We start from the raw sequence: 19,592 nt of genomic DNA, 5'->3' as shown, positions 1-19,592 counted from the left end.
GACCGATCAACGTCTTGGCGACCCTCCGGCGTCTCGGATCCGGGCGGTGCTGCCGGTACGCCGTGCAGAATGGCCGACGTGGATCGTGCTGCGTTCCTTCGTCGCCAGGCGTTCGGCCAGGGGTCGGGACCGGACGTCGAGCGGCTCGTCGAGGCGCTCGGCGGCCTGAACGCGCAGACGGCACGCGGCCCACTGGTCGGGCTGTGGACCCGGCTGGCCGAGCTCTCGCTGCCCGCCGTCGACGCGGCCCTGCAGGACTACCGCCTGGTCAAGGCCAACCTGCTCCGCGGCACCGTCCATCTGGTGACGCGCCGGCAGTACGTGACCTGGCGCCGGGCCCTGCAGCCGATGCTGGAACGGGTGGTCCGCGGCTTCAATCCCGGGCTGTGGCAGCAGGTCGATCATGATCGACTCCTGGACGCCGGCACCCGGCTGCTCCGGGACCGTCCCGGCCTGTCCCGCACGGAGATCGGCGCGGCGCTCACGGACGCCTTTCCCGGACCCGAACCGCGACGACTGGGCTTCGCGATCCGGATGTTGCTGCCGGTGGTGCAGGTCGCCGACCCGTCCTGCTGGTCCCCCGGCCGGACCCGTTACGTCCTCGCCGAGCAGGTGATCGACGAACCTCTCACCGACCCGGACGACGGCGTTGCGGACCTGATCCGGACCTTCCTCCGCGGCTACGGTCCGGCGACGGTTTCCGACGCCGGCTACTGGTCCGGGCTGACCCGGCTCCGGCCGGTGCTGGACGAGGTGGCCGACCGGAGGACGGCGGAGGCGTACGACGTCGAGCCGATCATCGACGAGCCGCCGCGGCGCACCGTCGTGCTGCCGGAGTTCGACAACATCTACTTCTGCTCCAAGGACGACTCCCGCGAACTCGTCGCGGCGAAGCGGCGCCTGGTCCACGGCGGGGCGATGCCCGGCTCCATGATCACCGACGGCGTGGTGCGGGCCGACTGGACCGCCACCACCACGACGGCACCGGAGCTGCACGCCTGGGACACAGCTCTGGACGAGCGCGAGGAAGTCGAGTTCGCCCGGTTCCGGGCGTGGTGGTCGGACCAGGCTCGGTGACCGTACTCACAGGCCGTGGCCGGGACGCGGCCTTGACCTGAACCTCGCTTGAAGTCCTACCGTGCTGATCATGACCTTGCCCGATCAGCACGGTGATCCGCTCCGCCTCGTCGTCCTGCAGGGCAGCGTCCGCTCCGAACGGGTCGGGCCGGCGATCACCGACTGGGTGCTGGACCGGGTGGAGCGCAGCGACCGGTTCGTCCTCGACGTGATCGATCTGGCCAAGGTCCGGTTGCCCGAGCCGGAGGAGCTGCGGCCGGGCGGGGCCGGCGAGCGCAGCGAGATCGCCGACCGGATCGGAGCCGGCGACGGATTCATGATCATCACACCGGAGTACAACCGCGGGCTGCCGGCGACCCTGAAGCACGCGGTCGACTGTCATTACGTCGAGTGGATGTTCAAGCCGGTCCTGCCGGTGACGTACGGGATGACCGGCGGGGTTCTCGCCGCCGAACACCTGCGCAGCGTGTTCGGCGAGCTGCATGCCGTCACCACCCGCCGGGCCGTCACCATCGCCGAGCCCTGGGCCCACCTTGATCAGCACGGTCGGCTCGAACCGACCGCGACCGCCGAGCGGACCCTCGGCTTCGCGCTCGGTGAGCTGGCCTGGTGGGGCGCCGCGCTCCGGCGACAGCGTCTCCTCGAACCGTTCCCGCACCCGCAGTGAACGGCGTCCGCCGGCTCGCGCTGGTCCTGGTCCTGGGCGGACTGCTGGTCGTCCTCGACGCGGTGGCGACGATCATCGCGCTGCCCGCCATGGTGGCCGAGTTCACCTCGACACTGCCGGTCCTGCAGTGGGTCACCACCGGTTACACGCTGGCGATCGTGGCGATCCTGCCGGCCACCGCGGCCTTGACCGGGCGGTACGGGACCAAGCCGGTCTACCTGGGCGGGCTGGCCGTCTTCACGGCCGCGTCGGCCCTGTGCACCATCGCGTGGCGCCCGGAGTCACTGATCGCGTTCCGGGTGCTGCAGGGTCTCGGCGGCGGTGTCCTCAACCCGGTCGGCCAGACCATCGCCCTCGGCGCCGTCGCGGCGGAGCGTCGCGGCCGGATGATGAGCTACCTGGGCCTGCCCGTCCTGATCGGCCCCCTGGTCGGCCCTCTGCTGGCCGGCTGGCTGATCGACGTGTCGTCCTGGCGCTGGATCTTCGCGATCAACCTGCCGCTCGGGGTCGTCGCCGTGATCTGCGCGGCCAGGCTGCTGCCCCGGCAGCCGAAGCCGGACCGACGGCCGTTGGACGTACCCGGGCTGGCCCTGCTGCTGCCGAGCGTGGTCGCCCTGGTGCTCGCCGCCTCGCTGATCGGGGACGCCGGCGGCCGGGTCACCTGGCCCACGCTGACCACCCTGGCCGCCGCCGGTGCGCTGATCATCGTGTTCGTCGTACGTTCCCGACGGCTGGACCATCCGCTGCTCCGGATCAGGCTGCTGCAGACTCCGGGCTTCGCCCCCGGGGTCGCGGTCCTGTTCTGCTTCGGCGCGGCGTACTTCGGGGTCGGCACCGTGCTGCCGATCTACGTCCAGGCCGTGCGCGGTGACTCGGCGGCGCAGGCCGGGCTGCTCGGCATCACCACCGCGCTCGGCGCCGGCCTCACCATGCAGGTGGCGACCCGGCTGGTCGACCGCTTCCCGGCCCGCCGGATCGTCCTGTTCGGTACCGGTGTCGGTCTGCTCGGCCTGGCCGGCCTCGCCGTCTCGGTCGGGCTCAACGCCGCGTACCCGGTGATCATGATCGTGAACCTGGTGCTCGGCATCGGCTCCGGCGCCGCGATCCTGCCCACGATGGCCGCGACCCTGCGCCGGCTGGACGGCGACCAGACCCCGCACGGCGCGGCGATCATGGGCACCCTGCAACAGATCGCCAGCGCCCTCGGCATCGCCGCCAGCACGGCGACCCTGACGATCATGCTCATCCAGGCGGCACCGGACCTGACCGGAGGCCTGAGCACCCTGCTCGAGCTCGGCCCCGCTCAGCGTGCGGCGCTGCTGCCTCGCCTCGGTGGTGCCGCCGGGCTGACGTACCTGATCATGCTGGTGCCGATGCTCGCGTCCTGGCTGATCGCCCTGATCCTGATCAGGGAACCGGCCCGCGCCGAACCCGTCGGCGCACCTCGGCGCTCGTGATCAGTGCTGCATGTCGACGAAGCGGGAGTAGTGACCCTGGAAGGCCACGGTGATCGTCTTCGTCGCGCCGTTACGGTGCTTGGCGATGTCGAAGTCCGCCTCGCCGGCCCGCTCCGACTCCTTGTCGTAGAGATCGGGCCGGTTGAGCAGCATGACCAGGTCGGCGTCCTGCTCCAGCGAGCCGGACTCGCGGAGGTCGGACAGCATCGGCTTCTTGTCGGTGCGCTGCTCGGGGCCGCGGTTCAGCTGGGACAGCGCGACGACGGGGATCTCCAACTCCTTGGCCAGCAGCTTGAGCTGCCGGGAGAACTCCGAGACCTCCAACTGGCGGGACTCGACCTTCTTGCCGGACGTCATCAGCTGGATGTAGTCGATCAGGACGAGCTTGAGGTCGTGCCGCTGCTTCAGCCGGCGGGCCTTGGCCCGGATCTCCATCATCGTCAGGTTCGGCGAGTCGTCGATGTAGAGCGGCGCCTCGGACACCTGGCCCATCTTCGTGGCCACCCGCTGCCAGTCGTCGTCGCTCATCCGGCCGCCACGGATGTGCGACAGCGGGATCGACGCCTCGGCGGACAGCAGCCGCATGGTGATCTCGATCTGGCTCATCTCCAGGGAGAAGATCGCCGAGGTCAGGCCGTTCTTGATCGAGGCGGCGCGGGCCAGGTCGAGCGCGAGGGTCGACTTACCGCAACCGGGCCGTGCCGCGACGATGATCATCTGGCCGGGATGCAGCCCGTTGGTCAGTTCGTCCACCTCGGCGAAGCCGGTGGGCACACCGGCCAGGCCGCCGCCGCGGGAGGAGATCGCCTCCATCTCGTCCAGGGTCGGCTGCATCAGCTCCGACAGCGGCTTGTAGTCCTCGCTGGCCCGCCGGTCGGTGACCGCGTAGACCTCGGCCTGGGCGCGGTCGACGATGTCGTCGGCGTCGCCCTCACCGGCGTAGGTCAGCTGGGAGATCCGCAGCGCCGCGTCGGCGAGCCGGCGCAGGATCGCCTTCTCGCGGACGATCTCGGCGTAGTAGCCGGCGTTGGCGGCGATCGGCACGCTGGCCAGCAGCGTGTGCAGGTACGGGGCGCCACCGACCCGGGTCGTCTCACCCCGCTTGGTCAGCTCGTCGGCCACCGTGATGGCGTCGGCCGGCTCGCCCCGCCCGTACAGGTCGAGGATCGCCTCGTAGATGAGCTCGTGGGCCGGGCGGTAGAAGTCGACGCCGCGGATCACCTCGACCACGTCGGCGATCGCGTCCTTGCTCATCAGCATCGCGCCGAGGACGCACTGCTCGGCCGCCATGTCCTGCGGCGGGGTGCGATCCGGGGATCGCGGAGCATCGTCGTAGGACGGGACCACCTCGGCTACGCTCATCACACCTTCTGTTCGTGGCTCGTTCGTACGCCGGCGACACCTCCGACCGGCCGTCGCCGCGCACCTGGCGGTGCGACTCCCGGAGGGGTCACAACCACCCGCGAGAGCCGCTGACGCCGGTGCATGAACAACGGTAGGACCGAGGACTGACAACCCCGCAGCAGGTCGCCGTTCCGGACGCGTATCGCTCGACTTCGCGCAACCGTACGCCCTGCAAGAGCCACCCCGAAAGCCAGTTATCCACAGGTCCTGGGGACAACTTCGTGCAGCCTGTGCGGGACACGCTCAGGCGTTGTGCGCAGCCTGGGTACGAAGTTGGGGACAACTTCGGAACAACTTCGCTAATCACCGTTTGACCAGGGAGAACGTGATCTACACACGGTGGACGAAAATCGGTGGGCGAGAATCTCCAAGGACCCGGACGACCCCGGTTCAACTTGACACCGACACCGTCCGACCAGTAGTTACGCACAGCGACTGGGGATAACCAAAGCAGTCCATCGCTAAGTCCTTTTATCGACATATCGCCGTATGACCAGCTTCCATCGACGGGTTCGCTTGAATACCCTAGGGGGGTACACTGCCTGGTGGAGGTGCAGGATGACCGAAGAGCACGATCACAGTCACGGCTACATCAGCAACAAGGACGCCTACCTGAAGCGGATGCGTCGGATCGAGGGGCAGGCCCGTGGCCTGCAGAAGATGATCGACGAGGAGAAGTACTGTATCGACATCCTCACCCAGGTGTCCGCGATGACCAGCGCGCTGCAGTCCGTCGCCCTGGGGCTGTTGGAGGAGCACCTGAATCACTGTGTCGCCGGGGCGCTGGAGAACGGCGGGGCCGAGGCCGACGCGAAGCTGAACGAGGCGACCCAGGCGATCGCCCGACTGGTGCGTTCCTGATCTCCTTTCCGAGCCGGGTCAGACGAGCCGGGCCCTGACCTGGCCCTCCATCACCTGCTGCAACACCCGGACCGTCTCCGGGTCCAGATCCACGCCGAGGACCCTGGCGTGCCCGGCCAGTTGCAGCGCCAGCCGCTCGGTCTCGGCGTGGTTGCCGGCCTGGTGTTCGGTACGGATCCTGGCCACCAGCAACAGTTCGTCGCCCGGCGCCGCGACCAGGGCGCGCGACGCCGACCACCGCGCCAGATCCAGATCGTTCCGGTCCAGGGCGCGGCGGCACAGTTCGACACCGAGGTCGCGCACGACGGACACCATGTCGGTCCGCAGTTCCTCGGCCCAATGCCACTGTCCGGGCGCGGCGTCGGCCAACGGGGCGCCACGAACCAGTTCCAGCGCGGCGAACAGCGCGTCGTCGTCGGCCCGGTTCACGCCGCCGAGGGTCAGGATCTGGAGCCGATGCCAGTCCGAGCTGACCGCCGGATGCAGCGCGATCCGGCCGCTGTACGCATCGGGCAGATAGGGATCGCCGTCGCTCGACGTACCGAGCCAGGTCCGCAGCCGGCTCATGTTCGACCGCCGGGTGCCCTCGGCGACCGCGAGCGCCGCGGCCATCGCCCGAGCCGTACTGCCGGGATGTTCCAACAGCCAGCCGCAGTACTCCAGGCACTGCTTGTCGGCGCGCGGCGGGATCGGGCCGGAGGCGCCGGCGAGCTCGATCGGGCCGAGGATGCGCAGGGTCGGGTGATGAACCGTGCCCGGTCCATTCGCTCCCGATCCGTCCATCGCCACCCTCGCTCGTTCGTGCCCTGTCGTTGACTCGCCCCAAGCCCCGCCCGTCACCGGGTCCGGGGGATCGGCGCCGAGCGGTGGCGACTCGGTCACGTTGTCGGGCGGCGAACCCGCCGCCGGGGTCGGCAGGGTGAGGGGCGCCTGGTCCAGCCGGTGTCCGTGGGCCGAATGTCCGTTGGTCTCGTGCCGCCACCAGGGCGCCGGTACGGTCTCCTCGGTGCCGGTCGCCGTGATCAACTCGACCACGGCATCGACGGCAGCGGGCCGCAGCAGTTGCGGGACGAGTTCGAGCCCGAGCGGCAGCAGTTCGGCACGGACGGCCGGCGCGGTGGGGTCGGACGGGTGCAGCCGCAGGGTCCAGTCCGAGCCTTCCGAACCGCCCGGGACGACGATCGCCATGGTCACGGCCGGGAGTTCGCCGACGATCCGGCCGATCCGCTCCAGCTGGTGGTCGGTCGGCCGGCGGTCGATCAGGACGATCTCCGGCGCCCACGGGTCGGCGAGATCGGGATCGCTGCGCAGTAGTGCGACCGGGCGCTCCCCCTGCTCCCGGCGTTGCACCGCGGCTCGCCGTTCGAGTTGGGTGAGCAGACCGTCGAGGTTGTCGGTGTGGGTGACGTTGTGCCGGCCGAGCGGTCCGACCAGTCGCGGGTGGTCGCCCACCAGGGTCAGCACCATCTCGTCGGCCCAGGGGGAGAAGGAGAGCTCGGTCGCGGCGGCGGCGAGGAAGGCCGGCGCCAACTCCGGATCCTCGGAGTCGACCGCCAGCACACCTATCCCCTCGAGGTCGGCCAGCACGGCGCGACCGCGCGGATCGGTGCCGATCCCGACCAGCGCCGGATAGGGCCGAGTCGCCTCGCGGAAGCCCGGGATCGTCCGCAGGTAACGCAGGTCGTCGGCGGACACCACCCAGGTGGTGCCGCGGACCGTGAACCCGGCCGGAGCCCGGTCCACGAACTGTTCCATGATCAGTTCCAGTTCGTCGTCACCCACGACCGCGAGCCGCAACGGCGGCAGCGCGGTGCCCGTCGCGTGGCAGTGGGCCGAGAGTGCCCGTAGCACCTGATCGAGATCACGCAGGCTGAGCGGTCGCTGCCGGCGACCCAGGGCCGACTCGACCGCCCGGGCCGGCGCCGTCGGCGGGAGCAGGCGGCGGCCGAGCGGACGGCGATGCAGTTGCACCAGCCGGCGCGCGGCCAGCCCGTTCACCACCGCCGCCGCGAACAGGCCACCGACCCCGGCCAGGCCCGCGACCGCCGACGCCACCTCGGGAGCCTCGAACTCGACCGCGCCGAGGGCCTGCGTTGCCGCCGGCCGGTCCCGCTCCCGTGGCGAGGAGGTCGGGCCGGGGGATGGTCGGGGCGGCACTTCCGGGGTCGAAGCTTCTGCTGTCGGGGTCGCCGCGCCGGGTGCGGGCAGCCCTGGCACGCGCCCTTGGCCATGCCCGTCGGGCGCACCGACTCCGGTCCCGAACCCCGGACCCGGCTGGGGCGCGCCATGGCCGGAACCCGAACCGCGCTGCGCATCGCCGTACTGCTCAGGTGTTCGGTTCGGCTTGTCCCACGGCGACTCGCCCTCGGACTCCGAATCCTGCCCCCGTCCCGCCTCGCGCCCCCGGTCCGGCCCTCCGCCGTGCTTCGATCTCTCGCCTCGCCCGGTCTCCCCGTCCTGCCCGCTCTCCCCTTCCTGCCGCGCCTCCCCGTCCTGCCCGGTCTGCCGATCCGGTCCGGCTTCTCGATCGCGCGCCGTCTCACGATCCCCGTCGGTCTCTCGGTCCCGCGGCGCGTCGCGATCCCGCCAGGATTCCCGGTTCCGTCCTGCTTCTCGGTCCCGCGCTGGCTCCTGATCGCGCGCCGTCCCACGATCTCCATGGGCCTCTCGGTCCCGCGTCGCGTCGCGGTCCCGCCCAGTCTCCCGATCCTGCCCAGTCTCCCGATCCCGCGCCGCCCCACGATCCCCGTCGGGTTCCCGGTCCCGCGCGGCCTCGCGATCCCGCCCGGCCTCTCGATCGCGCGCGGTCTCTCCGTTGCGTCCGGTCTCCCGGTCTCGCGGCGTTTCGCCGTCACCCTTCCTCGCGCGGCCCTGGCCACGTTCCGACTTCCGGTCGGTGCGGCTCTGGTCGCCCCGGCCGTCCTCACCCGAGGGCAGCAGGAGCAGCATGCCGGCGTCGATCGCGTCGGGATCGCTGAGCTGGAACCGGTTGGCGCGGTAGAGCTCCGGCCACCGCTCCGGGTCGCCGTAGAGCCGTTCCGCGATCGACCACAGGGAGTCGCCCTGCCGAACCCGCAGAGTGTCCCCCGGCGGAGCGGCTCGCCGGCCGGCGTCGGGAATGATCAACCGCCAGCCGGGCCTCAGCACATCCGGCCCACCACTCAGCAGATCGGGGTTGGCCAGGGCGATCTTGCGCCACTGCCGGCCGTCGCCGTAGTAGTGCTCGGCCAGGCTCCACAGGTCGTCACCGGGCTTCACGACGTGCCGGCCCGCTGAGGCAGGCGGCTTCGCCGGACTCTCGGCCCGGGGCGTCCGTCCCTCCGGCGGCCGATCACGGGCAGCCTTCGGCGAGCCGGCCACCGGCGGGACCGGGGCGTCCGAGGCCTGCGCCTGATGATGATCATCGCGTTCGACCAGGACGATCGGTGCCGCCTCCGCCCGGGTCTCCGCCTCGGCCGGGATGCTGATCATGGTGATCACCGCGACCACCAGGCCGGCCGCCCAGCGCTGTGGCGCGGCCATGCCGGGCAGTTGGAGCGTGATCTCGTACCCGGAGATCCGGCCGGTGATCTCCACGAACACCGACAGCGTGAACACCAGCCAGGCCACCCAGGCGACGATCGTGATCAAGCCCATCAGCACGGTGCCGTCGTCGGGCCGGAACAGCGCGGCGACCAGTTCCTCCCACCCGAGACGCTCGGGGAACGGATTGCCGCCGAGCAGGATCAAGGCGAACGGGACGCCCGCGACGACGGCGATCAGGAGGATCAGGGCACCGAGGCCACGCAGGAATCTCCCCATCACGCACCGCGTTCCGGAGACGTCGGGCCGTTCATCCGTCCAGCGTGACCGATCATGACCCGTCGCTGAAGAGGTGCGGTGTTGTCCGTCGATCCACGATGTTGTCCGATGATGATCATCACGGTCACCAGCCCCCGACGATCCGCAGGACGGCGGGTGTGATGAAGATCAGTCCGAAGATCAACACCGGCACGGTCATGTAGATCGTCATGCCCTCGGCGGCGCTGCTCGCCGCGACCTGCTCGGCGTTGATGTGGGCGTCCCGGAGTTCACGAACCCGGGCCCGCAGCGTCCCGGCTAGGGCCGCGCCGGTCTCGTCCAGTTGCATGATGTCGGCGAGATCGGCCAGCTCGGGAAGTTCGAGCTGGTCGGCCAGCCGACGCAGTTCACCGTACGGAGGCTGTTGCTCGAGCCGGGCCCGGTCCAGGGCGAGCCGGATCTGCCGGAACAGCGGCACGTCACTGATCTCCGCCGCGTTGTGCAGCGCCTGGGTCGCCGAGGCGTTGGCCAGCCGCTCCAGGGTGACCAGATCGATGTACACCAGCAGAGCCTCCACCGCGGAGGATTTCCGCTGCGCCGTCGTACGCAACAACAACAGGTCCGGCACGAAGAAGCCGGTCACCAGCCCGACCAGTGCGACGATCACCAGCAGCGCCGGGGTGACGCCGGCGAGCAGGCTGATCGCGGCGCCGACGAAGGCCGGCATCACGGCGCCGACGATCGCCATCACCACCTTGTCGGCGTAGAACTCGGCCGTCGACTTGCCCTGCATCAGGAGCCGCCGGCGCTGTCCGGCGGTGATCGCGAACGGCAACCTGCGGTAGAGCCAGGCGCCGAGCTGTTCGGACGTGCCCTCGGCGGCGACCTGATCACGCTGCGGAGCCGCGGCCCAGCCGGAACCACCCTCGATCCGCGCGAGCGCCGACGCGAGTCGCGGCGTCGACGGCAGGACGGCGGCGAGGCAGGCGACGACTCCACCGGCCACGAGCAGCCCGGCCAGCAACACCAGTCCGACGGTCATCCGAGGGCTCCCGTCATGTCGGCGTACCGATCAGGATCCGATCACCGGCGCGGTGTCGGGCCTTGCGGCGCATCAGCACCAGCGACCCGACATAGGCCATGATCAACACCGCCAGCAGGACCTGGCCGAGCGGCGTCCGGTACGGCTCGAAGAAGGCGCCGTTGAAGGCGAAGGCGAGGGTCAGCGCGACCAAGGTGATCACGGTGACCTGCCGAACCACGATGTACGGCTTGGCCCGCTCCGTCTCGATCAGCCGCCGTCCCTTCAGCTGCGCCTGCAGGGAGTCGGCCAAGGCCTGCAGGGTGATCGAGGCGCCGGTCGCGCCGCGCCGGTCCGCCAAGATCACGGCCGCGATCACCGAGTCGGCGTCGGCGGAGTCGAGTTCGTCGGCGAACCGGAGCAGTGCGTCCGCGGTCGGCCAGCGGTTGTCCAGCCGATTCACGAGCAGGTGCAGGGACTCGGCCATGATCGGCGGAGCGGTCCGGCGCGAGGTCCGGATCGAGTCGGTGATCGACTTCCCGGTGGACAAGGTCGAGGCGAGCGACCGTACCCAACGGTCCAGGGCCTCGAGCATGATCACGTCCTGCGCCTTCGGCAGCAGCAACAGGTACGGGATACCGAAGGCCAGCACCGGCCCGAGTGGGATCGCGATCAGCCAGCCGGTGAGCAGGGCGACCACCAGACCGACCAGCAGGCTGCCGAGCAACACCAGATCGCGCTGCCGGCCGCGGCGTCCCGGCGGGCGCCGGGTCAACCGGGACCAGGCGTCGCCGAACCCGGCCCGCCGTCGGCCGCGCGGAGTCCAGGTCCGCTGCAGCCCGGCCACGACCGCGACCAGTCCGGCAGCGACCAGGATCCCGGCGGCGGCGGCGAGGACGGCGTTCATCACGCCTCCCCGTTGATCATCGCCGCGGGCAGCGGGCGTCGGAACGCGGCGAGTTCGTTGGCGAGGTCGGGATGCGGGAAGAAGCCGGCCGGCTCGTTGCTGGTCGGCGCGGCCTGGTAGGTCAGGTGGGTGACCGGCCGGTTGTTCTCGATCGCTCGGGTGAGCTGCCGGATCTCGGACACGTACCGTCGCCGTACACCGCCCCGCCAGGTGTCGTCGACGAGTGCGATGTGCAGCAGCAGGTCGACGTTGAGAGCAATCTGGCGGTAGGCCTCATCGATGGTCAGCACGCCGCCCTGCGCGACCCGGGAGGCGAGCCGATCCATCGTGGACTCGGCCGAGTGCGAGTGCGTCGTGCTCAAGGTGCCCAGACCCGTCTGGGCCGCCTCGAACATGGCGGCGGCCTCCCGTCCACGGACCTCGCCGACGATCAGCCGGGACAGGTTCTGCCGCAGCGCTTCCGGCATCAGCTCGGACAGCCCGAACTCTCCGACGGCCGCGCCGCCGGCCGTTTCGCCGTGCCCGACCCGCGACTGCAGCGCGACCACGTGCTTCCGGCCCGGTTGCAGATGCGTCATCAGTTCGTAGTCGGTCTCCAGCGTGCCGAAGCGCTCGGTCTCCGGGATCGAACTGATCAGGGCGCGGAGCAGCGTGGTCTTGCCCGCTCCCTGGTCCCCGGAAATGATGATCGACTTCCGGGCGAGGACGGCGGCGTCGAGGAACCGGGCCACCTCGATCGGCATGGTGCCGGACCGGGCCAGGTCGGCCAGCGTCACGTTGGTCAGGGTGTGCTGCCGGATCACCACGCTCGGCCGGTGGGAGAGGCCGAAGCCGATCGCATGCAGCCGGAACCGGTCACCGAGCGCGATGGTGAGGGTCGGATGCGCGTCGTCGAACGGGCGGGACGGGCGGGCGTTCTGGCCGATGAAGCGGACCGCGTCGACGAGCTCGGCGTCGCTGTCGGCGACCGGCGGCATGGCCTCCCGGCGGCCGTCACCGTACTGGACCGTCACGCAGTCCCAACCGTTGATCTCGATGTTCTCGACGTCCGGCCGGAGCAGCAACGGTTGCAGCCGGCCGTACCGGAACACGGCGTCCTCGACCGCCTGGACGTACCGCTCCTCCTGGGCCGTCGACCACAGCTCGGCACCGGACCGGTGCAACGACCGGACATGATCACCGACGATCCGCCTGATCAACGACCGGCCGAGCAGCAGCCGGTCGGTCTCGGTCAACGGCGTTGCGGTACGGGAGCGCGCCGCCTCGGTCTCGGCCGTGATCGCGTCCGACACGAGCCGGCGCAGCTCGACCACCTGGGCCCAGTCGACGTCCTGCGTCGGCAGCGCCTCCCGGCGAGCCGCGAGCGTCTCCCGGCCGAAGGTCGCGAGCCGGTCGAGATCCGGGCCCGGGCCATGATCATCGGTGGTCGCGGGAACCAGCCGGGCGGCGGAACCGTACCCGGCGAAGAGTGGATTGTCCGACAGTGCCGGACCGGTGCTCGTCGTATCGTCCATGATCATCGGCCCACCAGTTCGGCGGCCGCGGCGCAGCGTTCCCGGAAGGCCTGTGCGGTCGTGTGCAGCGAACGCGTCAGGGCTGATCGCTCGAACCGGCGCGGCCGCGGAGCGCCGTCGGAGAGGTGGCCGGCGGCCACCGGATCCAGGGCGAGCCGGGCCAGCACCGGGCGGCCGAGGGCGGCGGCGATCTCATGGCCGGCGTAGGGCCGGCCCTCACCGACGACGACCAGCCCCGGCCCGGTCGCACCGCCCACCGGAATCCCGCGGTCCTCCATCGCGGCCAGCATCACCCGCGTCGACATCACCGAACGCAGGCTCGACCGGAGCACGATCCCGACCAGCTCGGCGGCGTCCACGAGGGCCGGCGGCAGGCCCTCCCCGGTGGCTCGGCCGAGATCGATGATCACGTCGATCCCGAACTCGTCCAGGCGCCGCATCGCCTCCAGCAGCTCCGGCCACACACCGGTGAACAGGCGGGCGTTGCCGGGTTTGCTGAAGCCGGGCAGGAACAGCCGCCGGGAGCCCGCGTCCTCGGCGAGCTGGATGGCCTGGTCGATGATCACCTCGCGCAGCGGCCGCTGATCCCGGTGCGCCTCGGCGACCCGGACCAGGCCGCGACCAGCAGGATCCTGTCCGGCCAGGAAGCCGGCGAGCACGGCCTGGTGGGCGCCCGGATCGGCGTCGACCAACACCACCGAACGCGGCCAGCAGAGGGCGAGCCCGACCGCGGTCGTGGTGGCGCCCGGACTGCCGCCGGCCGCGGTCAACGCGATGATCGCCATGATCAGCGCCCGCCGTCCGAGTCGCGGACCGCGGCCAACCGGTCCTGGGCGGCGAGCAGCGCCACGGTTCCGGCTTGGTCGGCCGGTACGTCGACGTTGACCAGCACCGACATGCCGTCGGCACCTGGCGCGGCGTCCACGACCAGGGCCGGGTACGCACTGCCGGTGTGCTGGTCGGTGAAGTCCGGCTCGGCGCCTTGCGGCGGGATCGCGATCAACCTGACCGCCGCACCCGGGTGCAGCAGGCCGGTCGGCGCCCGGCCCTCGACCAACCTGATCCCGACGACCGTCCGGCCCTCGGCCGGGACGGTCACCTCACCGATCGCCTCCGCGGGCACGATGCTGCCGGCCACCAGGTCGTAGATCGCGGTCTGCCCGACCAGGTCGGCGGCCCGGCCGGCCGGGATGGCATTGCCGACGCCGGAGCCGCTGACCGTCACCGTCGCCAGGTCCCCGGCGGCGATCACCGAGCCCCGATAGACCGTCCTGGTCATGATCACCACGGAACTCTCGGCGGCGACCTTCGCATAGATCAGGTACGAGAGGAGAGCGCCGAGACAGATCGCGATCACACCGAGGGCGATCCACTTCGGGTTGCGCCGACCGGGCAGCCGAGGCGGAAGCGAGGTCGGGCCGTCCGGAACTGCGGCACCGAGCTCGGCGGCCGCCTGATCATCGCCCAGCCCGCCGTCCGCGGCCGCGCTGCTGCCCCTGTCCCGTCGCTCGATTCTGAGCATCCGTGCCTACCCCTCTCCCCTCGACCCGCACCCCGTCAATCCGCCCATCGACCCCGCAGCCCCGACCCCGCCGTCAGCCGTCCACCCCGGCCGGGACCACCCTCGCCTCGGCGGATCCCTGCGCCGTCACCTCCCGGATCCCGATCACGCCGAGGAACAGCGTGGGCTGGCGGGCCACTGTCGTCACCCGGACGGTGCCGCCGCTGAGCCTGACCTCGCCGGCCACCTCGGGCTGCCCGGCCAGGTAGGTCCGGGCGGCCCGGACCGCGGCCGTCGCCTGCCGGTACCCGGCCAGCCGTTGTGACGCCGCGGCGTTGCCCGCCGCTCGAGCCGCCTCGGCCGCCACCGCCTCGGCCCGGCTGGCCGCGGCGATCTGCTGCCCGCCGTCGACCACCAGTCCGGTGGCGACGATCAGCGCGGCCAGGACGACGATCGCGTACACGCTGACCGACTGGCCCCGTTGATCACGCTCCGGCGCCGAACTCATCCCCGGCTCCGGTAGGTGTCGAGCGCTGCCGCCCCGGACGCGGACAGCTCCATCCCGCCGGGCAGCCCCGGCAGCACCACGTCGGCCAGCGACACGGTGCAGCGGACCGTCGCCGAGACCGTCGCGGGCCGGCCGGCCGGGACCCGGAAGGCCGCCGTGGCCACCGAGACACCGGCCTGCTCGCACATCAGCCCGGCCGTCGCGAGGGACTGGCGACCGGCCGAATCCGCCGCGATCCGTGCCTCGGTCGCGGTCCTGGCCAGCGAGCCGGCCCGGGCCGCCGCGTAGCCCGCCTCGAAGACGATCGTCCGTGCGTACCAGAGCCGGCCGCCGGCCACGAGCAGGGCGAGCATCAGCATGAAGGCGGGGACGATCATGGCCAGTTCGGCAGTCGCAGCACCGCGTTCGTCCCGCATGCTGAACGGTCCGCGACCGCCGATCCCGGTCATCGTCCCGGAACTCGTTCCAGGGGCGCGGTCGCGCGTTCCTCGACGCGGCCGATCCCGAAGCCGATCAGGGAGTGAGCCTGGCCGGTCACCTGGGCCTCGGCCCGGCCCTCGAGCCGCAGCACCCGGACCTTGACCTCGCTCAGCCCGGCGTGGGTCGCGACGTCCAGGGCCAGGGCGCGGGCCCGGTCCGGCGACCCGGCCGCACCGCGGGCCTCGTCGACGGCCACGTTCGCCGCGCGGATCGCCGCGTTACGGCCGTGCAGCCACAGTCCAGCCTGGATGACGGCGACGGTGGCCATCAGCACCACCGGCCAGATCAGCACGAGTTGCAGGGATTCGGCGGCACCGCGCTCCGCCCTTCGCGAGGTCGTCACCTCGGATCACTTGGGCATGTGGTTGGTCACGTAGATCGTGATCGCGCCGATCACGATCGTCGCGACGGCGACGGCACCGGCCAGCAGGATCGCGTTCTCGGCCGACTGGCTGAGGCCACGCTCGTCACGGACCGCCGGAGATCGCAGGGACACGATCGTGCCAATCAGGAGCTGGAGCTGTTGCCGGAGTTGGTGCATCGAAGTCCTCCTTCACCACCGGTCGAATGCGGGCGTGACCGGTGAAGCCGCCCTGAGGTGGTCCGCAGCAAACGGCCGCACTTGCCCGCCGGTCGCTCTGGTCCGTGGTGCCGAGCCGGGTCCCCGATGACCCCCGCCCGGAAGTACGTGTTCCTGCTAACGCTAGGCCAACCCGCCGCAGATCCGATCGGAATCACCGTGACCGCTTGATGACATGTCCTCAACCGGACGCGACTCCTTCGGCGTGTCGCCGGGACCCGCCGCAGGGTGGATGCCGATCCGAGCACGGCCCTGGAGTAACTCCGTGAGTGGCCACTCGACCTCCGGTCTGTGCCCGGATCGACGCTCGTGGTCCGCCGCCCGGCCGGGTGGACTCCCCCGACGAGGTCCCCCGGACGGCGGCGCGGACCGGCCACGCAAAAGGCCCTCCGGCTGGGACTTTCGATCTTCGTTCGCACGATCGGGCTCCTTTCCGGGTCGTGGTCCGTTGTGGTGTCCATGCTGGCGAGCGGGTGTTGGCAGAGGTGTTGTCCGAATGGCCCGATGTGTCGTTCGAGCGCCGCGCCTGTTGTCGGATGGGCGTCATCTCGTCCAGGATTGGCTCCGAGATTCCAGAGCGGGATGCCTGCTTGGCGCCGACGTCGGGTCCCTCAGAGGCTCGCGGGGCCATTCGGGATGCACGTCGTTGGCCACGGGCGGGGTGAGGATGAGCCAGCAAGGACTGAGTAGGTTGAGGCGGTGATCGCTCCGCGCCGCGCCGTCTTCCCGATGAACGCGCCGCGAAACGTGGTCGGCTGGATCTTCGGGTTCGTGTCCTCGCTGCTCGCCGACAACGTGTACTTCATCGCCCTCTCGGTGGTCGCGAGCCAGACCACGGATCCGGCGATGGCGGGTGTGATCGTGGCAGCCGCGGCGATCCCGCGGCTGCTCATCCTGCTCGTCGGCGGCACCATCGCCGACCGGGTCAGCGCGAAGTGGATCATCCTGTTCACCGACACCGCCCGGGCCCTGATCCTGATCGGGATGGCCGTGGTGCTGTTCACCCAGGCCGAGGCACTCGGTGCCGTCGGGCTGCTGGTGATCGCGCTGGTGTTCGGTGCCCTGGACGGCCTCTTCGCCCCGGCCATGGGTGCCGTACCGGCCCGGATCGCCTCCGACGATCAGCTGAGCCGGATGGCCGCCGTCCGTACGGTCGGCCAGCGGCTGGTCCTGCTGGCCGCCGGCCCGCTGACCGGCTGGCTGATGCTCCTGTTCGGTCCGCCCGCGGCCTTCGCGGCCGCGGCCGTGCTGTTCGTCCTCTCGGTCAGCTCGCTGTTGCTGTTGCGGGTGCCCCGCCCGCTGCCGTACGAACTGCGCGAGATGGCCGAACGGTCCATCCTCAGCGACACCGTGGACGGACTGCGCTCGACCTGGGCCAACCGGCCGGTGTTCTGGCTGCTGGTGGTGATCGCCGCCGTCAACCTCGGCTTCACCGGCCCGGTCACCCTCGGCTATCCGCTGCTCGGCAGAGAGACCGGTTGGGGCCCGGTCGGCGTCGGTTACCTGTTCGGCGGGCTCGGGCTCGGCGCCGCCGTCACCGCCACCGTCCTCTTGATCATCAAGCGCCCACCGCGGGCCGGCCTGTTCGCCTTCGCCGCGCTCGCCGTGATGGGGACCGCGCTGATCCTGCACGGCCTCGCCCTGTCGCTCGAGACGGCCGTCGTCACGGCTGTCCTGCTCGGCTTCGGCACCGGCGCGTACGGGTCGCTGCTGCTGGGCCACCTGATGGCGATCACGCCGAAGTCCGAGATCGGCCGCGTCATGGGCCTCCTCTCACTCGCCCTCGAGGGCGTGGCCCCGATCAGCAACTGGCTGACCGGACTCCTGACCGGCCCGTTCGGCGCCAAGCTCCCGTTCGTCTGCGGCGGCATCATCGTCCTCGCCTCCACCCTGCTGGCCCTGTCCCAGCCGCGGCTGCGCCGGTTCGACCAGCACCGGTGATCATGGACGGTCCCGCTGTCGATCAGAGTCCGAGGTGACGGTTCGGTTCTCGGGCGGCGGACTCGTACTCGGGGAGCAGGTCGACGGTGATGCCGGCGGCGCGGAGGAGTTCGACGCCTTCGCAGCGGGCCACGAAGATCGGTGGTTCGCGCCAGGCGATCACGACGCGGCTGATGCCGGCCTCGATGGTCAGGGCGGCGCAACTGTACGGGCTGGAGGCCCGGGTCGAGCAGGGCTCGAGGGTGGAGTAGAGGGTTCCACCGGCGGCGGCGCCGGCCGCGAGCTTGGCGAAGGCGGACTCCTCGGCGTGCAGCCGGCCGGTCTCCCGCGAATAGCCGCGCGCCAGCTCCCGGCCGGACGGGTCGATGATCACCGCACCGACGGCGAAGGCGCTGTCGCTGTGCGGCGACAGCCGGCTCAGCTCGAGGGCCAGTTCCATCCAGTGACGGTCGCTCATCGGTCCTCCCCAGTCATGATCACCCGATCGTCGCACACGGTCGGCGGACCATGATCGACCGCCCGTACGTCACGCTCAGCTGCGCGGTCTCGCTGGACGGCCGGCTGGACGACACCTCACCGGACCGGCTGCTGCTGTCCAACCCGGAGGACTTCGACCGGGTCGACGCGGTACGGGCTCGGCACGACGCGATCCTGGTCGGCGCCGCCACGGTCCGCCGGGACCGGCCGCGGCTGATGATCAGATCGCCACAACGCCGCACAGCCAGGGAAATCCGCGGCCTTCCGGTGGATCCGGTCAAGATCACGATCACCGAGTCCGGCGACCTCGATCCGGAATCTCCCTTCTTCGTCGCCGGTACGGCAGCGAAGATCATCTACACTCCCTCGCACGCCCGGGTCGCCGTCGCCGAGCGCGGTTTCGACGCCGCGGTCGTCGCCGCCGGAGAGCCGCTCGACCTGAGTCGCCTGCTGCGCGACCTGGCCGGGCGCGGGGTCCGACGGCTCCTGGTCGAGGGCGGCGGAATGATCTTGAGCGAGTTCCTGGCCCGCGGCTGCTACGACGAGCTGCACCTGGCCATCGCGCCGATCGTCGTCGGTGACCCGACCGCACCCGGCCTGGCCGCCACGACGCTCGACAGCCGGATCCGGCTCGAGGAGGCGCGCCGGCTCGGCGACGTCGCCGTTCTGCACTTCCGCACTCCGGGCGCCCTGGAGCGGTCCCTGCGCCGGCTGCTGGCTCCGGTCCGCGCGGTACTGCTGGACTTCGACGGCCCGGTGTCCCCGCTGCTGGCCGAGGGCCGGGACGCGCTGGCCGCCGACCGGGTCCGGCAGGCTCTCGCCGCTCGCGGGGCCGAGGTGCCCGGCGAGCTCCGTACCACCTCGGATCCGCTCGACCTGCTGGACTGGGCCGGCACGGCTCGGCTCGGCGCCGCCACCGCCGGCGCGGCCGACCGCGCCTGCACCGACGGGGAGCTGGCGGCGGCGGGGATCGCGCCGTTGACCACCGGCGCCGACGCCCTGCTCCGGGCCTGCCGGGAGGCCGGACTTCCGGTGATCGTGGTCAGCAACAACGCCGCCGCCGCGGTCAACGCCTTCCTCGAGCGGCACGGCCTGCGCGACCTCGTCGCCGGCATCGTCGGCCGCGTGCCCGGCCGACCGGAGCTGATGAAGCCGGATCCCGACCCGATCCACCGCGCTCTCGCCCTGCTCGCCCCGTACGGCATCGGAGCCGGCTCCGACTGCGTCCTGATCGGCGACTCGGTCACCGACATCGAGGTCGCTCAGCGCACCGGGATTCCGACGATCGGCTACGCCCGCTCGGGCCGGCGGCCGGCGCTGGACCGGGCCGGCGCCGACGTCATCGTCGACGAGCACGCCCCGACCGTCACCGCCCTCACGAATCAGGGGATACCCCGGTAGACGACTGTTGACCGCT

18 protein-coding genes are annotated in these 19,592 nt (G+C 71.3%); 6 read left to right on the top strand and 12 right to left on the bottom strand.

All coding sequences use genetic code 11. The features are described from left to right. Positions 1–78: 78 nt before the first annotated feature. The 3 genes from AC6CCG_RS20360 (at position 79) to AC6CCG_RS20350 (ending at position 3,201) form a co-directional block, all read left to right on the top strand. The gene (locus AC6CCG_RS20360) at positions 79–1,077 is read left to right on the top strand and encodes a winged helix DNA-binding domain-containing protein (protein WP_496656458.1); all 999 of its coding nucleotides are present in this window, start codon (positions 79–81) and stop codon (positions 1,075–1,077) included. A gap of 70 nt (positions 1,078–1,147) precedes the next feature. Further along, positions 1,148–1,744: an NADPH-dependent FMN reductase gene (locus tag AC6CCG_RS20355; protein WP_496656457.1), complete on the top strand. Its 597-nt coding sequence runs from the start codon at positions 1,148–1,150 to the stop codon at positions 1,742–1,744. Continuing rightward, positions 1,741–3,201, top strand: coding sequence for a DHA2 family efflux MFS transporter permease subunit (locus tag AC6CCG_RS20350; protein ID WP_496656456.1), 1,461 nt, complete (start codon positions 1,741–1,743; stop codon positions 3,199–3,201). Before AC6CCG_RS20355 ends, AC6CCG_RS20350 begins: the two co-directional genes overlap by 4 nt. Here AC6CCG_RS20350 and dnaB read toward each other — a convergent pair whose 3' ends face one another. After that, the gene (dnaB, locus tag AC6CCG_RS20345; protein ID WP_496656455.1) at positions 3,202–4,563 is read right to left on the bottom strand and encodes a replicative DNA helicase; all 1,362 of its coding nucleotides are present in this window, start codon (positions 4,561–4,563) and stop codon (positions 3,202–3,204) included. A 600-nt stretch (positions 4,564–5,163) separates the two neighbouring features. Here dnaB and AC6CCG_RS20340 point away from each other — a divergent pair. Continuing rightward, a complete protein-coding gene (locus AC6CCG_RS20340; protein WP_496656454.1) occupies positions 5,164–5,466 on the top strand; it encodes a metal-sensitive transcriptional regulator in 303 nt (100 codons plus the stop codon). 18 nt (positions 5,467–5,484) lie between these two features. Here AC6CCG_RS20340 and AC6CCG_RS20335 read toward each other — a convergent pair whose 3' ends face one another. The 10 genes from AC6CCG_RS20335 to AC6CCG_RS20290 all read right to left on the bottom strand — a co-directional run bounded on the left by AC6CCG_RS20335 (position 5,485) and on the right by AC6CCG_RS20290 (position 15,718). Beyond that, positions 5,485–9,267, bottom strand: a complete 3,783-nt coding sequence (locus tag AC6CCG_RS20335; RefSeq protein WP_496656453.1) for a LysM peptidoglycan-binding domain-containing protein — start codon at positions 9,265–9,267, stop codon at positions 5,485–5,487. A 124-nt stretch (positions 9,268–9,391) separates the two neighbouring features. Further along, entirely contained in the window at positions 9,392–10,288 is an 897-nt protein-coding gene (locus AC6CCG_RS20330) for a type II secretion system F family protein (RefSeq protein WP_496656452.1), read from the bottom strand. A gap of 13 nt (positions 10,289–10,301) precedes the next feature. Then, on the bottom strand, positions 10,302–11,174 hold the full coding sequence (locus AC6CCG_RS20325; RefSeq protein WP_496656451.1) for a type II secretion system F family protein: 873 nt from the start codon (positions 11,172–11,174) through the stop codon (positions 10,302–10,304). Then, on the bottom strand, positions 11,174–12,688 hold the full coding sequence (locus AC6CCG_RS20320; RefSeq protein ID WP_496656911.1) for a TadA family conjugal transfer-associated ATPase: 1,515 nt from the start codon (positions 12,686–12,688) through the stop codon (positions 11,174–11,176). Before AC6CCG_RS20320 ends, AC6CCG_RS20325 begins: the two co-directional genes overlap by 1 nt. 2 nt (positions 12,689–12,690) lie before the next feature. Beyond that, a complete protein-coding gene (locus AC6CCG_RS20315) occupies positions 12,691–13,473 on the bottom strand; it encodes a CpaE/TadZ family protein (protein ID WP_496656450.1) in 783 nt (260 codons plus the stop codon). Positions 13,474–13,475: 2 nt separating this feature from the next. Continuing rightward, positions 13,476–14,210 (bottom strand): SAF domain-containing protein, encoded by a 735-nt coding sequence (locus AC6CCG_RS20310; protein ID WP_496656449.1) that lies wholly within the window; start codon positions 14,208–14,210, stop codon positions 13,476–13,478. A 73-nt stretch (positions 14,211–14,283) separates the two neighbouring features. Further along, positions 14,284–14,697: a pilus assembly protein TadG-related protein gene (locus tag AC6CCG_RS20305; RefSeq protein WP_496656448.1), complete on the bottom strand. Its 414-nt coding sequence runs from the start codon at positions 14,695–14,697 to the stop codon at positions 14,284–14,286. Beyond that, complete coding sequence (locus AC6CCG_RS20300) at positions 14,694–15,146, bottom strand: TadE/TadG family type IV pilus assembly protein (protein WP_496656447.1); 453 nt, start codon at positions 15,144–15,146, stop codon at positions 14,694–14,696. The genes AC6CCG_RS20305 and AC6CCG_RS20300 overlap by 4 nt, the downstream gene beginning before the upstream one ends. Further along, positions 15,143–15,520: a TadE/TadG family type IV pilus assembly protein gene (locus AC6CCG_RS20295; RefSeq protein ID WP_496656446.1), complete on the bottom strand. Its 378-nt coding sequence runs from the start codon at positions 15,518–15,520 to the stop codon at positions 15,143–15,145. The genes AC6CCG_RS20300 and AC6CCG_RS20295 overlap by 4 nt, the downstream gene beginning before the upstream one ends. A gap of 6 nt (positions 15,521–15,526) precedes the next feature. Further along, positions 15,527–15,718 carry a hypothetical protein gene (locus AC6CCG_RS20290; RefSeq protein ID WP_496656445.1) on the bottom strand — a complete coding sequence of 64 codons (192 nt, stop codon included), beginning with the start codon at positions 15,716–15,718 and terminating at the stop codon, positions 15,527–15,529. 738 nt (positions 15,719–16,456) lie between these two features. Here AC6CCG_RS20290 and AC6CCG_RS20285 point away from each other — a divergent pair. Next, entirely contained in the window at positions 16,457–17,698 is a 1,242-nt protein-coding gene (locus AC6CCG_RS20285; RefSeq protein WP_496656444.1) for an MFS transporter, read from the top strand. A 22-nt stretch (positions 17,699–17,720) separates the two neighbouring features. On the opposite strand, the gene AC6CCG_RS20280 is transcribed toward AC6CCG_RS20285, so the two are convergent. Then, positions 17,721–18,155 carry a cytidine/deoxycytidylate deaminase family protein gene (locus tag AC6CCG_RS20280; RefSeq protein ID WP_496656443.1) on the bottom strand — a complete coding sequence of 145 codons (435 nt, stop codon included), beginning with the start codon at positions 18,153–18,155 and terminating at the stop codon, positions 17,721–17,723. Between the two features lie 50 nt (positions 18,156–18,205). On the opposite strand from AC6CCG_RS20280, the gene AC6CCG_RS20275 reads away from it, so the two are divergent. Further along, on the top strand, positions 18,206–19,576 hold the full coding sequence (locus AC6CCG_RS20275) for a dihydrofolate reductase family protein (RefSeq protein WP_496656442.1): 1,371 nt from the start codon (positions 18,206–18,208) through the stop codon (positions 19,574–19,576). The last annotated feature ends 16 nt before the right edge of the window (positions 19,577–19,592 follow it).

Source organism: Microlunatus sp. YIM B11417 (assembly GCF_059617205.1).
The sequence above is the reverse complement of the archived record's forward strand: the minus strand, read 5'-3'. Positions and strand labels throughout refer to the sequence as shown.

Bases quoted from the DNA above. Each gene is read 5' to 3' on its own strand.
- AC6CCG_RS20355 (WP_496656457.1), top strand. From the start codon at position 1,148: ATGACCTTGCCCGATCAGCACGGTGATCCGCTCCGCCTCGTCGTCCTG.
- dnaB (WP_496656455.1), bottom strand. From the start codon at position 4,563: ATGAGCGTAGCCGAGGTGGTCCCGTCCTACGACGATGCTCCGCGATCC.
- AC6CCG_RS20340 (WP_496656454.1), top strand. From the start codon at position 5,164: ATGACCGAAGAGCACGATCACAGTCACGGCTACATCAGCAACAAGGAC.
- AC6CCG_RS20335 (WP_496656453.1), bottom strand. From the start codon at position 9,267: ATGGGGAGATTCCTGCGTGGCCTCGGTGCCCTGATCCTCCTGATCGCC.
- AC6CCG_RS20330 (WP_496656452.1), bottom strand. From the start codon at position 10,288: ATGACCGTCGGACTGGTGTTGCTGGCCGGGCTGCTCGTGGCCGGTGGA.
- AC6CCG_RS20325 (WP_496656451.1), bottom strand. From the start codon at position 11,174: ATGAACGCCGTCCTCGCCGCCGCCGCCGGGATCCTGGTCGCTGCCGGA.
- AC6CCG_RS20320 (WP_496656911.1), bottom strand. From the start codon at position 12,688: ATGGACGATACGACGAGCACCGGTCCGGCACTGTCGGACAATCCACTC.
- AC6CCG_RS20315 (WP_496656450.1), bottom strand. From the start codon at position 13,473: ATGGCGATCATCGCGTTGACCGCGGCCGGCGGCAGTCCGGGCGCCACC.
- AC6CCG_RS20310 (WP_496656449.1), bottom strand. From the start codon at position 14,210: ATGCTCAGAATCGAGCGACGGGACAGGGGCAGCAGCGCGGCCGCGGAC.
- AC6CCG_RS20305 (WP_496656448.1), bottom strand. From the start codon at position 14,697: ATGAGTTCGGCGCCGGAGCGTGATCAACGGGGCCAGTCGGTCAGCGTG.
- AC6CCG_RS20300 (WP_496656447.1), bottom strand. From the start codon at position 15,146: ATGACCGGGATCGGCGGTCGCGGACCGTTCAGCATGCGGGACGAACGC.
- AC6CCG_RS20290 (WP_496656445.1), bottom strand. From the start codon at position 15,718: ATGCACCAACTCCGGCAACAGCTCCAGCTCCTGATTGGCACGATCGTG.
- AC6CCG_RS20280 (WP_496656443.1), bottom strand. From the start codon at position 18,155: ATGAGCGACCGTCACTGGATGGAACTGGCCCTCGAGCTGAGCCGGCTG.
- AC6CCG_RS20275 (WP_496656442.1), top strand. From the start codon at position 18,206: ATGATCGACCGCCCGTACGTCACGCTCAGCTGCGCGGTCTCGCTGGAC.